Source organism: Chamaesiphon sp. VAR_48_metabat_403, assembly GCF_031422475.1.
Taxonomy (GTDB): Bacteria; Cyanobacteriota; Cyanobacteriia; order Cyanobacteriales; family Chamaesiphonaceae; genus Chamaesiphon.
This window is the reverse complement of record NZ_JANPLS010000296.1, coordinates 14,298-28,455: the sequence shown is the minus strand read 5'-3', so window position 1 is coordinate 28,455 and position 14,158 is coordinate 14,298. Positions and strand designations below refer to the sequence as shown.

The 14,158-nt window shown below is 46.4% G+C and carries 14 protein-coding genes; 10 read left to right on the top strand and 4 right to left on the bottom strand.

Annotated elements, in window-relative coordinates:
- The 6 genes from RMO79_RS14200 to RMO79_RS14175 all read left to right on the top strand — a co-directional run.
- Positions 1-214 (top strand): DUF2839 domain-containing protein (locus tag RMO79_RS14200; RefSeq protein WP_310483818.1); only part of this gene is annotated, 214 nt, incomplete at its 5' end.
- 120 nt (positions 215-334) lie between these two features.
- Positions 335-823, top strand: coding sequence for a 2TM domain-containing protein (locus RMO79_RS14195; protein ID WP_310483817.1), 489 nt, complete (start codon positions 335-337; stop codon positions 821-823).
- A gap of 1 nt (position 824) precedes the next feature.
- A complete protein-coding gene (locus RMO79_RS14190; protein ID WP_310483816.1) occupies positions 825-2,657 on the top strand; it encodes a glycosyltransferase in 1,833 nt (610 codons plus the stop codon).
- A 425-nt stretch (positions 2,658-3,082) separates the two neighbouring features.
- Positions 3,083-3,805 carry a PEP-CTERM sorting domain-containing protein gene (locus RMO79_RS14185; RefSeq protein ID WP_310483815.1) on the top strand — a complete coding sequence of 241 codons (723 nt, stop codon included), beginning with the start codon at positions 3,083-3,085 and terminating at the stop codon, positions 3,803-3,805.
- Positions 3,806-3,953: 148 nt separating this feature from the next.
- Entirely contained in the window at positions 3,954-5,501 is a 1,548-nt protein-coding gene (locus RMO79_RS14180) for an AAA family ATPase (protein WP_310483814.1), read from the top strand.
- Positions 5,502-5,587: 86 nt separating this feature from the next.
- A complete protein-coding gene (locus RMO79_RS14175) occupies positions 5,588-5,902 on the top strand; it encodes a hypothetical protein (protein ID WP_310483813.1) in 315 nt (104 codons plus the stop codon).
- A gap of 52 nt (positions 5,903-5,954) precedes the next feature.
- Here the strand turns inward: RMO79_RS14175 and raf1 are convergent, their stop codons facing one another.
- Entirely contained in the window at positions 5,955-7,022 is a 1,068-nt protein-coding gene (raf1, locus tag RMO79_RS14170) for a RuBisCO accumulation factor 1 (RefSeq protein ID WP_310483811.1), read from the bottom strand.
- Between the two features lie 299 nt (positions 7,023-7,321).
- Here raf1 and RMO79_RS14165 point away from each other — a divergent pair, with 299 nt between their 5' ends.
- The 4 genes from RMO79_RS14165 (at position 7,322) to RMO79_RS14150 (ending at position 11,677) form a co-directional block, all read left to right on the top strand.
- Positions 7,322-8,677: a tetratricopeptide repeat-containing serine protease family protein gene (locus tag RMO79_RS14165; RefSeq protein WP_310483810.1), complete on the top strand. Its 1,356-nt coding sequence runs from the start codon at positions 7,322-7,324 to the stop codon at positions 8,675-8,677.
- 186 nt (positions 8,678-8,863) lie between these two features.
- Positions 8,864-10,627, top strand: coding sequence for a S8 family peptidase (locus RMO79_RS14160; protein ID WP_310483809.1), 1,764 nt, complete (start codon positions 8,864-8,866; stop codon positions 10,625-10,627).
- Positions 10,624-10,842: a hypothetical protein gene (locus RMO79_RS14155; RefSeq protein WP_295618843.1), complete on the top strand. Its 219-nt coding sequence runs from the start codon at positions 10,624-10,626 to the stop codon at positions 10,840-10,842. The genes RMO79_RS14160 and RMO79_RS14155 overlap by 4 nt, the downstream gene beginning before the upstream one ends.
- 349 nt (positions 10,843-11,191) lie before the next feature.
- Positions 11,192-11,677, top strand: a complete 486-nt coding sequence (locus RMO79_RS14150; RefSeq protein ID WP_310483807.1) for a 3'-5' exonuclease — start codon at positions 11,192-11,194, stop codon at positions 11,675-11,677.
- A gap of 13 nt (positions 11,678-11,690) precedes the next feature.
- On the opposite strand, the gene RMO79_RS14145 is transcribed toward RMO79_RS14150, so the two are convergent.
- The 3 genes from RMO79_RS14145 to RMO79_RS14135 form a co-directional block, all read right to left on the bottom strand.
- The gene (locus RMO79_RS14145) at positions 11,691-13,289 is read right to left on the bottom strand and encodes an Hsp70 family protein (RefSeq protein WP_310483806.1); all 1,599 of its coding nucleotides are present in this window, start codon (positions 13,287-13,289) and stop codon (positions 11,691-11,693) included.
- A gap of 95 nt (positions 13,290-13,384) precedes the next feature.
- Positions 13,385-13,588 carry a hypothetical protein gene (locus tag RMO79_RS14140; RefSeq protein WP_310483805.1) on the bottom strand — a complete coding sequence of 68 codons (204 nt, stop codon included), beginning with the start codon at positions 13,586-13,588 and terminating at the stop codon, positions 13,385-13,387.
- 17 nt (positions 13,589-13,605) lie between these two features.
- Positions 13,606-14,154, bottom strand: a complete 549-nt coding sequence (locus tag RMO79_RS14135; RefSeq protein WP_310483804.1) for a hypothetical protein — start codon at positions 14,152-14,154, stop codon at positions 13,606-13,608.
- Positions 14,155-14,158: the final 4 nt, after the last annotated feature.

Below are 14,158 nucleotides of genomic sequence, written 5' to 3'. Positions count from 1 at the left end.
AGGTAACATGGGCGATTCAAAACGGCGGAAAGAGCAAGGACAACCGGAATCGAAGCGAATTGTTTCGTGGTTGCCACTGACGACGACTCAATCATCGGAATTTGTGCGAGTTAGCACTCAGGGAGCTTGGATTGGGATTGGGTTATTGGTGTTTGCGTGGTTGATGGTGCGGGGCATCGGGCCGAGTCTGGGCTGGTGGAAGATAGTGGGTTAAAATAGTGTCAAGTACGGCGATTGGGGTAGAAATCGACTCTACCGCCCCTAATTAGAAATGTCATAATAAATGTGGATATGCGTCCATTCACCTCTAATTAATTAGTGCGTTCGATCGGCTATGAACTCCTCAGAACAGTCCTTAACTCGCTCCTATAGCCAGGAAGATGTCCAACAAATTTTGAACATTGCGCTGGCGCAGCATCCTAGTGCCGATACGGAATTGTCTTACGCTCAGTTATTGGAAATAGCTGACGAATTACGAATTGCACCGGGTACGCTCAAGCTGGCGGAAACTACCTGGCTGACTCAGCAGGGTGATAGTGCCAAGCTGCAAAAATTCGATGCGTATCGTCGATCGAAGTTTCAAGATAAATTTGGTAAATATGCAATTACCAATACGTGCTTTGTAGCCTTGAATTTCCTGACAGGGTTTGGAATTCCGTGGTCTTTATACGTGCTAATTTTCTGGGGGATGGGCGTTGGTTTAGATGCTTGGAAATTATTTTATCAGCGTCAGGGCGAAGCTTACGATCGGGCTTTCCAAAATTGGCAACGCAAACAAAAAATTCAGAAATCGATTACGGGATTAATTGATAAGTTAGTTTAGTATGCTAGTTGCTAAGATCGCAGCTAGACACTGGCACAAACAGTTGTTATGGCTATCGATCTGGATGCTCCTGGGAGCTATATTGCGATTTGCTAATTTAGATTGTAAGCCGCCGTGGACGGATGAATTTAGAACGCTGGTATTGAGTTTGGGCAATAGTTTCAAGTCGGTACCACTCGATCGAATTATCGATTTACCAGACTTACTCTCGCCATTAATTCCCAATCCGAATGTGACAATTGGCGATATTGTTTGGCAAGTATCGATGGAAGATCGCCAGCCGCCAGTGTATTTTAGCTTAGCATATTTATGGATGAAACTATTTACCACCGATAGTGGTTTGGTTAGTCTTTGGGGTGCGAGAGCTTTACCCGCACTTATCGGCGTTTTGACGATTCCGTGTGCGTATATTGGCAGTTATTTAACATTTAGATCGCGCTTAGAAGATCGCCAAATGGCTCGATCGATTGCCAATTTTACGGCGGCAATGTTAGCAGTATCTCCATACAGCGTATTTATCGCACAAGAAGCCCGCCATTATAGTTTAGCAATTCTGTGGACGATCGTTGTGATTAATTGTCTGGCGATCGCCTGTAGATATTTAACTAGCGCGCAAAATTTACCTATCCCCCTGATGATAATTTGGGTAGTTGCCAATATTTTGGCGATGGGAACGCATTATTTATTTGGCATCGCGCTACTAGCGCAAGCCATCGTGCTGGTGTTAGTCTGGTGGCGGCAAATTTGCCAACTCCCGCCGCCATCTACCTGCATGATGGTAAAAAAGAGGCGATTGCAGCCGAAATGGTGGCAATTGCTAGTAGCAATTTTAAGTACGCTTGCGGGAATGTCTGTTTGGCTGTGGCTGCTAATTACGACTGTAGATCGCACTCTTCCCGGCTGGATCGATAATGCACCGCATAAATCAATCGAAATCTTAAATCCCTTTTTCCAAATTGTCGGTGCGTCGATTTCGATGATGTCATTATTATTGGTAGAAGTGACAGAATTTCCCACGCTGTCGATTTTTCCAGATAATCCGATCGATGTTAATATTCCGATCGCGATCGGATCGGCAATTTTGATGCTAATCTTTTTTGTCTGGGTAACGCCAATGCTCGATCGTGGGATTGGGATGCAGCTTCGACAACCACAATTCAAGATCGAGATAATGGCAATCGTGATTTTTACCATTAGTGCGATCGGGTTATATTTACTATTACCCTGGCTGACTGGCGTAGATATTACGCGCGGCGCGCGGTATCACTTTGTTTATTTTCCAGGCATTGTGATGCTCGTTGGCTTAGGATTGGCTAGTTGTTGGCGGAGTAAACCGTCGATCGCCAAATGGGTATCGGGAACGCGCGCAGTTAAAATTGTACTATTGATGGGATTGGTAAGTAGCGCGATCGTCGCTGGCAATTATGGCTACCATAAATATTATCGCACCGAACAAATCGTGCCGATGATTCAACAATCCGCACCGATTCCCGTACTGATTGCCACGACACATAATAGTCTGATTCAGGTAGGTGAAATGATGGGATTAGCCTGGGAAATGCAACGTACCGATCCGATCGATCTAAATACGACTGCTAAATTTTTATTAGCCAGTCAATCGCAGAAATTTTGCCCTCGTGATTGCGCGGCAACTAGACTACTCCGTCAAACTGTCGAGCGGCTTTCTGGCTCGCTCGATTTATGGCTAGTTAATTTCTATGCACCGATTAGCTTACCGCCAACTTGTAATCGCGACAAAAAGTTTACTAAGGGCGTTTATGGTTATAAATATCAACTCTATCACTGCCAACCGATTCGGGATACTGCTTCGTGAGCGATCGTGATAACCGATCGCTACCATTTCAAAGATCGGCAAAATCATCGATCTATTTCAATCAAAATACGCTTGACATCAGAGATTTTCTAGTGTATGCTTTTGAAGAAAGTAACTGTTCAAGCGCGTTACCGATCGTCTTAAACCCCCTGTTTCTCGAAGTAATCTAATTGAAGAAGTTAGTCAGCTAAAATATAGTTTCAACTAAGTATTTGGTATGAAAACCCCGGCTTTTAATCTAAGTCGGGGTTTTTCGATCTTTGCTATTTCTACCAATGGCAATGGCAACGGGTAAAAATGTTTGTCCGATCTAAAATCTGGGAATAATTGGTGTAGCGATCGGGATCGAACACTGGGAATCCGATCTTATCGATACTCCCTAAATCGTTCGATCGAGATATTGCAGCTATTTATGACAGATAACCATGAAAATGATAACTCGCTCTGCGATCGGTATTTTGGCGATCGGGGGCATCTCCACTGTGGCATTATTAGGCTTGAGTGCTGGCGATCGAGCGCAAGCAGCCACAATTAATTCTTTGTACAATACAGGTGTCGATAATGCCAAAGCCGTATTAAGCGATGGGACGATCGGCGATCCGCATTATAGCTTAGTATCGGTGCCGACTGGCAGCACGACAGAGATTCGGTCTCGGCGCGAAGCTGGTGGCGCACCTTACGATGCATCTCCCTATGTTGGCGATACTACCCTCTCGACTTGGATCGGCCCTAACAATGATAATCAACTCAACGCACCATCGGGTACTTATAATTTTCAGACTACATTCGATCTGACTGGTTATCAAGCTAGCACCGCACAAATTACCGGACGCTGGGCGGCGGATGATAATGGCGTACAAATTTTGCTCAATGGTGTCGATACTGGCGTGGCATCGATTGGAGCAGGCAATTTCGGTCAGTGGTCGAATTTTACAATTAATAATTCTGCCTTGTTTGTTGCGGGGACAAATAGATTAAACTTTATTGTCGTGAATACGCCTGGTAGAACGGCTCTACGCACAGAACTAGTTGGTACGGCGGATGTCGTGGCTGCGGTGGAAGCGGTACCCGAACCTTCAGATTTGCTAGGATCGGCAATTGCCTTTGGTGCTGTCGTGCTAATTAAGCGTAAATTGACTAAAAAATAAACAAGGGCATTGTTGATTTGTGGGTCGATCTGCCCTCAAAATTGAGGGTAGGGGCAATTCATGAAGCGGCGGTTTTATTCTGGGGTTCCCCCAGAATAAAAAAACCGACAAGACATTGCCCCCACCCTCAATTTATCGCATCGTAATCATGTCGAATGTCGCAATTCCAGCATTAATTCAGCAGATGTTGACACCGGATTTTTATCCCCATCCGGTGACGATGCCAATTCAACTCATGCAAACTCATGCGTCCTATGTTTTGCTAACGGGGGAATTTGTTTATAAGCTCAAGAAGCCAGTTAATTTTGGCTTTTTAGATTACTCGACTGTCGCCAAACGCCAGCATTTTTGTAATGAAGAAATGCGACTCAATCAACGTGGAGCTAAAGATTTATACTTAGCAGTACTCGCGATCTCCAAGCAAGATCGTAAATACCATCTGAGTAACGATGGCGAGATTGTAGACTATGCCGTTAAAATGGTGCAGTTTCCCCAAGCAGCATTACTGAGCAACATGTTCGGGGCGGGGACAATAACGATCGAACATATTGAATTAATGGGTAAAGTTGTCGCCCAGTTTCACGCCAACGCCCAGACAAATGAATATATTAGTAGCTTTGGCGAAGTAGCAATGATTCGACAATCGATCGACGATAACTATCGCCAGACCGAAAAGTATATCGGACGCGCGCAAACCCAGCAGCAATTTACTGAAACTAAAGCCTATACCGATAGCTTTTTACTCGAATTCGATCGGTTATTTAACGAGCGTCGAACTAGTGGATTTATTCGTGAATGTCATGGCGATTTACATTTGCGAAATATCTGTCAGTGGAAATCTCAAATTTTACTATTCGATTGTATCGAATTTAACGAACCATTTCGCTTTGTCGATACCATGTACGATATCGCTTTTGCCGTGATGGATTTAGAAGCTAGAGGGCGAAAAGATCTCGCCAATCGGTTTTTAAATACTTATGCCGAACAAACGGGAGATTGGGAAGGATTGCAAGTATTACCCTTTTATCTCAGCCGTCAGGCTTACGTTCGAGCCAAAGTCACCTCTTTCCTCCTCGACGATCTGGCAATCTCCGATTCAGATCGCCAAGCCGCAGCTAAGACAGCGGGGGATTATTACCATCAAGCTTGGGCATATACGCAGAATACGGCCACGCCAAGATTGATAATGTTATCAGGGTTATCGGGGTCGGGTAAAAGTACGTTAGGTAAACGCATTGCCATGGAATTAGGCGGCATCCATCTGCGCTCTGACGCGGTGCGAAAGCATTTGGGCGGAATTCCACTTGCGAGCAAAGGCGATGCGAATCTATATACGCCCGAAATGACAGCCAGAACCTACAATCGGGTATTAGAACTGGCGGCAAAATTAGTCGCAGGAGGTTCGACGGTGATTTTGGATGCAAAGTACGATCGCTGGCGTTTACGTGCCGCCGTCGTCCATTTAGCAACCGATCGGGGGATTCCCTTGCAGATAATTCATTGCACGGCACCTGAAGCAGTATTGCGCGATCGATTGGCACATCGGACTGGCGATATCGCCGATGCAACGGCAGATTTACTTGCCAGTCAACAAGCCGATTGGCAAGCTTTTACGCCAGCAGAACGCTGTTATGTAACGACGATCGATACTACTCAAGATATTTCTTTTCCAGTGTGGATAGTGGATAGTGAATAGTGGAAAATGCTTCTAAAATAAGAATATCCCCCGATCGCCTCCAACCGACAGGGATATTCTAGCGACACCAGTTTATAGGCAAAATCGTGACAGAATCTACAGATCGAGATATTAAAGAATTAAAAAATGCGATCGAGCAAAATAGTCAAGCGATCGCCGATCTCACAACTTCGATCGCCGGATTGCGGGAAGAAGTACGAGTAGGATTTACCAAATTGGAGGGACGAGTTAATAATATTGAAACTAAGCTCGATGGCAAAGTTGAAGTGATGAAATCGGAACTTAGAGTCGTCGATGTTAAGCTGGAAGAACGAACCAGAATCGGCTTTTGGGGAATATTACTGCGCGGAATTCCAGTATTGGTAGTAGTTGGTTTGGTGGTTGCTTTTCTGCTGTCTTAAAATATCTTGCAGCGGAGCAAACCCCGCTACAACGCCAAAAATACGACCTAAATTAATCTTCGAGTTCCCAAAGATCCTGAGGAGTATCGGGATCGATCGGACGTTTGGGATGTACGACGAGTACTAATTGGGCTAGCAATGGAATATTCGGCGCGGTATCGAACCATTCGATCGCGAGTTGTCCATCACGATCGACTGCAAAATAATTAAACTCATTCCACTCTGTAATACTGCGATCGAGAATAACGATCGTTTCGGTCGATGTGCCGACTAGTTTCAGCGGTAAAGTATCTTTATTACCAATAATCGCCACGGGATTTTCGGTTTTACATAACACACCCCAGCCGGGTAAACTCACCCAGCCAGCCGCCCAAGTACTCCGCACGATCTGGAAAGAGCCAGTAATCGCCAGTTGTGGTACATCGGTGAGGAGATTACTAGCCAACGGAAATTCTCCTGCGATGGCGACTGTGCGCGGTAATTCTTCATCTGCTTCTAGCCGATACACCGGAATTGCTGGAGCTGGCTTCTGGGGCGGTGCGGTGAGAGCGGTAAGTAATTTTTCGATCTGATTGCGGGCACTTTGACTGTGAGCGAACATCAACCCTCGCGCGATCAATCGGGTTTTTTCGGTCAGATCGCCTTGTTGCTTAATATATCGCCAATACTGATAAGCCACAGCATCGCCGGGATGGTGGGTAAAACCCACTGGCGGCTGCTGCATATAAGAAAATTCTTTAAACGCCTTGGCGACCTCTTTCGAGCCTTCAGAGTCAATATTGCGGTTGAATAGATAGTCCGCTGTCGCCGCGCGATCTTCTTGAGAGAGAATGCGTAGCTCGTAGAGACTATCGCTACCCACTCGTTGATAGTGGGTTTGGGTTGCTGGAGCTACCCCGACTTTCATCATGCTATCGAAAACTTGAGCACCAACAATAATTTGATTTTGCTGAATCGGCTCAAACCCAGTCGCTTCAAAAATCTCTTGGGGTTTGAGTCCAGCTTTTTGGAGTTGCTGGCAAGCTTTACCCCATTCTACCCAGTTGCGCTCCTTGCGCCGCAACATCAGCAGGAGTGCGTCGGTATCGATGGGTGGTTGGTTGTCAGTAAGTTCAGTCATGATTTAGGTCTTATCGTTGGCGTAGCCTACCGAAGGTAATCGATAGATCTCTTAGTATCTTAATGTTGGCACAATCTGTGGCAACGATCGTCGATCGAATTAGTGTGGTGTAGACTGAAATTACTTTTTTAGTATATTCTATGAGTCGGGACACCTACCGATCTGGGAATTTAGGCTTTAGGCTTTAGGCTTTAAAAGTTAGCAGCGTAGTCGATCGATACTGTTTTTGCTAAAAGCGCAAGCTTTGTCTGTGTAAAGTATCAACCCCGATTCCTTATCGTCAACCATTTCTGTAATTAATGCACAAACAATTCACACTCGCTCTGTTAGGGATTAGCATCGCTACTCCCTTAATTCAGATTGCCCCCGGATTTGCCTTACCACAGATTGCTACAAATCCGATCGTTTCTAAAGACTTTGCGATCGATCGAGTCGTCAAAATCGAAACTCGATCGGGACAAGGTTCTGGAGTAATAATTAAACATGTCGGCAATACCTACACGATTTTAACTGCCGCTCATGTGGTGAATAATCTCTACAACTTGCCTGTCGCCATTACTACACCCGATCGGCAACAGTATTCGATCGCGCCGAGTGAGGTAAAAATTGCCCCTAATTCACTCGATTTGGCGACTTTGACTTTTCAGAGCGATCGCAACTATACAGTTGCCGAACTCGGTAACTCTAGTAACATCACTAGGGGCGAACGGATTTTTGCAGCCGGATTTCAGGTGAAGTCATTACGATTTTATCCCGGTACGGTTGTCGCCATCAGCCATCACGATCGCGATCGGGGGTATGGATTGGCGATTGGGAATGCCGAAATTTTACCAGGCATGAGCGGCGGGGGCTTATTTAACGAGGCGGGTAATTTAATTGGCATCAATGGTAAAAGTGTCGGGACGATCGATCCGAATATCGATCGATCTGGCAATCGAGATCGAGTCAAACCTGTGAGTGGACTGGCAATTCCGATCGATACCTTCACCCAAATCGCCAGCAAACTTAATGTCGAAATCGATTCTCGTTCCGAGAGGCTACGCCAACGACAAACACCAGCAACCGGATCGTCGCAGCCTACTACAGCCGACGATTTTTTTATTACCGCTCAAGAAAAATCTCAAAAGGGCGATTATCAAAATGCGATCGCCGATTACAACCGCGCCTTATCACTCAATCCGCAATTTGAAGAAATCTATTTCCGCCGAGGTATTGCCCGGAGCCTGACTAAAGATTCGCAAGGAGCCGAAGCCGACTATACGCGTGCGATCGCACTCAATCCTCAACATGCCGAAGCCTACCTTCATCGGGGCAGCACTCGCAATTTACTAGCTAATTGGCAAGGTGCCAAATCCGATTTCGATGTGGCAATCGCCCTCGAACCCAACCTCGCATCAGCATATGTCGGGCGAGGAGTTGCGTTATGCGAATTAAAAGATCGTCAAAGTGGCTTAAAAGATTACGATCGGGCGATCTCGATCGATCCTAACAATGCCGATGCTTTTACCCATCGTGCTTTTGCCTACCATCAACTCGGTAATAATCGCAGCGCGGTAGCTAACTATGTTGCCGCCGCCGAACTATATCAAAAACAAGGCAAAGACAGTAAATATATGGAGACAGTTCAAAAAATCAAGCAGTTGGTTAAGGGATAGGAGATGGGAGTGTGGGAGAAGAAAAACTATCGAGCCTATTCATTTTACCCTTTACCCTCAAAGCCTAAAGCCTAAAATCTAACACCTAACACCTAAAACCCAAAGCCTAAAGCCTAAATTACGGCATAATCGAAAATGTTCAGTTATGCTAGGGATACTAATTAATTGTAAGAGCGATCGCCGTATATGCGGAAACTGTTAATCTTGTGCCTATTTTGTCTGGGCATCGGGTTCGCCATCTCCAACTTCCAAGGATTGGCAACCAATGGAGAATTTGACTCCCTAGTTATTGACTTTAAAGAGAATATTGCATCCACCGAAATCGATCGACAATTGCAGGTGTTGACGGGGGAATATCACCTCGCGCCGCGCCTCAATAGTCAATTTTCTCAAGCCGAACATACATATACAGTTAAAGGCGATCGCGCATTACTCGACAAATTGCGGGCATCGAGCCTGAGTCAAGACGTAGAAGCGATCGAGCCTAACTATATCTATCGTGCCACAGTTGCACCCAACGACCCGCAATATAGTAAGCAGTGGCACTTACACAACATTCATGCCGAACAAGCGTGGGAAGAAAATCGTGGTAAAGGCATTACTGTCGCCATTATCGATACTGGTGTCAGCCAAGTTCCTGATTTAGCCCAAACCGAATTTGTCGCGGGTTACGATTTTGTCAACAACAAAGTTAATGCCGACGATGACAACGGACACGGCACCCACGTAGCGGGCACTGTCGCCCAATCTACCAACAATAACTACGGTGTGGCAGGGGTAGCGTACGAAGCTAAAATCATGCCCCTCAAGGTCTTAGCAGCTAGCGGTGGTGGCACAATTAGCGACATCGCCGAGGCAATTAGGTTTGCAGCCGATAACAAAGCCGATGTCATTAACATGAGTCTAGGTGGCGGCGGCGAAAGCCAAGTCATGAAAGATGCGATCGAGTACGCATACAACAAGGGTGTCGTCATCGTCGCGGCAGCGGGTAATGAAAATCGCGACTCAGCATCGTATCCCGCGCGTTATGCTCGCGTGATTAGCGTTGCTGCGATCGACGCTCAAGGCGAAAAAGCCGAATTTTCTAACTATGGCGCAGGTATCGATATTTCCGCTCCTGGCGGTGGCAACGGCAGTAAAATCTGGCAAGAAACGATCGATCCTCAGACTAATACCCCCGTCATCGTCGGCTTCCAAGGTACGAGTATGGCTGCTCCGCACGTTGCAGGTGTCGTTGCACTGATTAAGTCTACAGGCGTAACAGCTCCCGATGAAGTCTTAGCCGTATTGCAACAATCCGTTCGCAAAATCGATACAGATCCGCAGAACTATTATGGTGCGGGACATTTAGATGCTGCTGCGGCAGTCAAACTCGCCCAAAAAGGTAAAATTACCTTTAATGATTTCTTCCGCTGGTTGCGCGATAATGGTTATCTCAACCTTAAATTCTGGATCGATGGTGGCGCGATCGCGCTATTGCCAAAAGTCGCAATGGTACTGGGATCTTATCTATTAGCCTTCTTGATTCGCAACTATCTTCCCTTTGGCTTACCACTATTTAGTGGTTTGATTGCCGGGAGCAGTGGGTTGTTTTTCCTCAAAGGATTCTATATCTTCGATCTGCCTCAAGCACCATTCCGCGTCCTAGGTAGTTCGATTCCCGAACTCGGTAATGCCCTCTCAGGTAACAGTATTCTCAATCCACTATTCGCTAGTGTCCTAATTCCGGTAATATTACTAGTGGTCTGCTGGTCGCTTCCTCAAGGAAAATGGTTTGCAGTCGGTACTAGTTTGGGTGTAGCAGCTTGTCTATTTGTCAGTGCAGCAATCTCTCCAAACGTTTGGTTGTTGGGTGACGGAGGGATGGCACGCGGTTTCTTGATAGTCAATGGATTGTTATGTTTTGGTTTAGCTAGATTCGCGGCGAGAGGAGATTCTCAAACAGTATGATTACGGTGATTGGTGGAATTGAGCATAAAGGTTTTGGTACTGGTGCTTGGGCATTAGTAGCCGAGGATGGTACTACTTACGAGTTGCTAGATTGCCCTCGCGATTTACGCGAGGTAGGATTGCATGTCAAGGTGCAAGGGACATTAAACGATGATGTCATGACTCTGGCGATGATTGGTAAGGTTTTAAATGTCAATTCGTTTGAGATCTTATAAAACCGATCTTCGGTTGAATAACTAACAAACCCAAGTTGCTACCCACTAAAATGCCAACGATTGAAATCGTGGCTAGTGTTGCAAAGTCCGCCTACGCGGACTAATATGTCAGTCCGCGTAGGCGGAATTTGCACTATGAGCAGCGGTTAGAAACCGCTGAGGTTATAGGTAGCAACTTGAGTTAACAAGTATTCGACTTCTTGCAGAAGTCAGGTATTGTATACTTAGTGCTGAGTCGAATTTTATTCGACTCAGCACTATTTTTAGATATCTCTAAATCATTAACGATCGAGTATCCTATTCACTATTCACATTGCTATAAGATTGTAAACTCAATCGCCAAAACCCGATGAAATTAGTCGCGATCGATTTTGAAACTGCCAATCGAGATCCTAATAGTGCTTGCGCTTTAGGTATCGTCCAAATCGAAAATGAAGTTATTACCCACGAAGAAATTTTCCTAATTCGTCCTCCTTCATATCGCTTTGAATTCAGTCACATTCATGGCATTTTGTGGGCTGATGTGGCTCAAGCTCCCACCTTTAGACAAGTCTGGACTAAAATTGCTACTAGAATCGAAACTGCCGATGCGCTAGTCGCTCACAATGCTAGTTTCGATCGGCGGGTACTTTATGCCTGCTGCGATTTATACCAAATTCCCCATCCCAAACAAAAATTTATTTGTACGGTAGCATTGGCGCGCCAACGCTGGAACCTGCATCCTACAAAACTTCCCGATGTCTGCCGCCATCTAAACATTACCCTCAATCACCATCAAGCTCTTTCTGATGCGCGTGCTTGTGCCGAAATTGTTATTGCTGCATCGCCGCTGTAAAATACTCCTCAACTCAACTCAATTGAGCGACGATGCCATCTGCTAATAAAGTGCTATTGGTAAGTAAATCTTCAACGGTAATACGTAACTGTCGATCGCGATCGACATTAAATGATACCTTCACGCGATCGACACCAGGATATCCGGCTGGCTCTAGTTTGGCAATACTGCGACCGCCATCGCGATCGTTTAAAGTTTTAACATCTTTTACCCCACCCGTCAGACAGCGGGTAATTAAGCGATCTCCATCGAAATAAACTTCAGTTCCGCCAGTTGTGGCACCCAATTCGCCGATAACTAATTCGATACTGGGCTGATTTTCGCGCGATGCTCCGAGGGTTAATTCGACAGGTGCCGACATTGGATAAGCTTGCCCAGATTGAATAATCGGATGCCAATTGTGAGCGTTGCGACGTTTATCCCAATAGCGCACGCCATAACTGTGATAGAGAAAATCTTGAACTTCAATACCTTGGAGTAATTGTAAAGCACCGTGGGCGATCGCTTCAAATGGTTTCGATTGGCGCAGTTTACTTTCATCGAAATACTGACGCACCCAAGTTTGGACGGCGGGAATTTGCACCGTACCGCCGACTAATAGCACGCCATCGATATCGGTAGTTTCGATTCCTTGTCGTCTGGCTTGTTGGAGTACTTGCATCATCGATTCATCTAACCTGTCGAAAAATTGATGAGATCTTAAAATTTGCTCGAACCCATCGCGACTCAGCTTAAACTCATAACTATCGAAAGTGCGATCGTCGAAATATACTTCGGTTGCTTGAGGTTGTAAAGATAGCTGAATTTTCAACTTCTCCGCCAGCCTGGTAATTAATGGCGTTGCGGTTAGCCCCTGCTCTTGCGCCAACTCTTGCGCTACCCAGTTATCGATATCCGTTCCGCCCAAATTTTGCCCCGCTTTGGCAATTACTCTTGCTAACTGCGGCTGCTGGGTAGCAGCTTCGAGTGATTTATCTCCCCACTTTAATAAGAAACCGAGCGGCTTTATACCCTGCTGAACTTGCTTGGTTAATTGCACCAGCGATAAATCTAGCGTACCGCCACCAAAATCGACTACTAACAGCGTCCCAGCCTCAGTCATGCCATATCCCAACGCCGCCGCCGTTGGTTCGTCTATCAGCCGAATTCGCTCGACTGGAAGCGTTCCACAGATCCCGCTCAACCAGTTACGATACACTTCAAAACTATCGACGGGTACCGTCAATACTAACGACTCGCCGACATCGGGGAGCGACTGTTGCAACTGTTTGATTATTCCAGTGAGGAATAGCTCGCCCACCCGCTCGAATGTCATCGATACACCATCTAATTCCGGTAAAAAGCCCTGAATCTCTGCACCGATGCCGCGCTTAAACCCCCGAAAATAACGATTGTCACTCTGGAGATCTAACCCTCGATCTCGTACCATTTGACCTAGTAAGACTCGCTCGTTACTCCCATCCTCGACATATACCAAGCTGGGAATCAACGGTGGATTCATGCCGCCAACGAGAGATAGTCCAGGTAAGGTAACCGTTTCAGCGGTTTGTGTCGCTGCATTCCAACGGCTGATGACGGTATTGCTAGTCCCAAAGTCGATCGCGATTGCCATGTGGGGGGTGTGGGGAGGGAGATGGGAGATGGGAGTTCGGAGTTCGGAGAGGGGAGTGTGGGCAGGGTGGTTTCATACAAGGAAATAAAAATGCATTAATCTATTTGCTTCGCTCTCAACCGCCCGCGACTGAAGTGCGGGCTAATGGCAAAAGTCCACTGAAGTGGACTGAGAGATTTTTCTTCTGGTGTATGAAAACACCCTGCGGAGAGGGGAGTGTGGGGGGTGCGGAGAGTATCGGAACGCCGTTCCTCCCACCCTTCCCTATCCTCCCACACTTCCCACACCCATTCATCCACAAGCAAAGTAACTTGAGTTATTTCGCTGCTGCTTGGTTGGCAACCCGAATCAATTGAGTCAATAAACCTTGTACGGATTTTTGTCCGGCGGGCGCACCGTTGACGGCTTTATCAGCACCGAGTTCGCCGACTAGAGCTTTGACATATTCATTGTAGGCAACAACAGAGGCATTGAGCTTGACAGCATCTATATTACCATTGCCAGCCCGTAATCCTTGGATGGTTGTCGCCAGATTAGCCGCCGCTTTCCCCGTCGCGCCATCGGTAGCCACCCCAGTTGGTAACAAGGCAGCAACTAAAGGTGCTGGCGAACCACCATTGATGACATCAAATGTCGCCGGATCGCCAATGCTATTGGCTGTTAAGGCTTGAGAAAACCGATCGACAGCAGTTTGACTCTGGGGCGCGTAAACGGTCTGACGATTGCCCGCTAGCGGGGCAGAAATCGCTTCTTTACCACTACCGTTATCGTTACCCCCAGCAATTTGAGCTAATCCAGCGGTACTATTAGAGAGAATCGCGATCGTCGCCATTCCCATCCCGATTGCATAAGTTAACAGTTTCATAGTT

Excerpts from the sequence above, each read along its gene's own strand:
- RMO79_RS14185 (WP_310483815.1), top strand. The coding sequence starts at position 3,083 with ATGAAAATGATAACTCGCTCTGCGATCGGTATTTTGGCGATCGGGGGC.
- RMO79_RS14150 (WP_310483807.1), top strand. The coding sequence starts at position 11,192 with ATGAAATTAGTCGCGATCGATTTTGAAACTGCCAATCGAGATCCTAAT.
- RMO79_RS14165 (WP_310483810.1), top strand. The coding sequence starts at position 7,322 with ATGCACAAACAATTCACACTCGCTCTGTTAGGGATTAGCATCGCTACT.
- RMO79_RS14190 (WP_310483816.1), top strand. The coding sequence starts at position 825 with ATGCTAGTTGCTAAGATCGCAGCTAGACACTGGCACAAACAGTTGTTA.
- RMO79_RS14195 (WP_310483817.1), top strand. The coding sequence starts at position 335 with ATGAACTCCTCAGAACAGTCCTTAACTCGCTCCTATAGCCAGGAAGAT.
- RMO79_RS14155 (WP_295618843.1), top strand. The coding sequence starts at position 10,624 with ATGATTACGGTGATTGGTGGAATTGAGCATAAAGGTTTTGGTACTGGT.
- RMO79_RS14160 (WP_310483809.1), top strand. The coding sequence starts at position 8,864 with ATGCGGAAACTGTTAATCTTGTGCCTATTTTGTCTGGGCATCGGGTTC.
- raf1 (WP_310483811.1), bottom strand. The coding sequence starts at position 7,022 with ATGACTGAACTTACTGACAACCAACCACCCATCGATACCGACGCACTC.
- RMO79_RS14135 (WP_310483804.1), bottom strand. The coding sequence starts at position 14,154 with ATGAAACTGTTAACTTATGCAATCGGGATGGGAATGGCGACGATCGCG.
- RMO79_RS14145 (WP_310483806.1), bottom strand. The coding sequence starts at position 13,289 with ATGGCAATCGCGATCGACTTTGGGACTAGCAATACCGTCATCAGCCGT.
- RMO79_RS14180 (WP_310483814.1), top strand. The coding sequence starts at position 3,954 with ATGTCGAATGTCGCAATTCCAGCATTAATTCAGCAGATGTTGACACCG.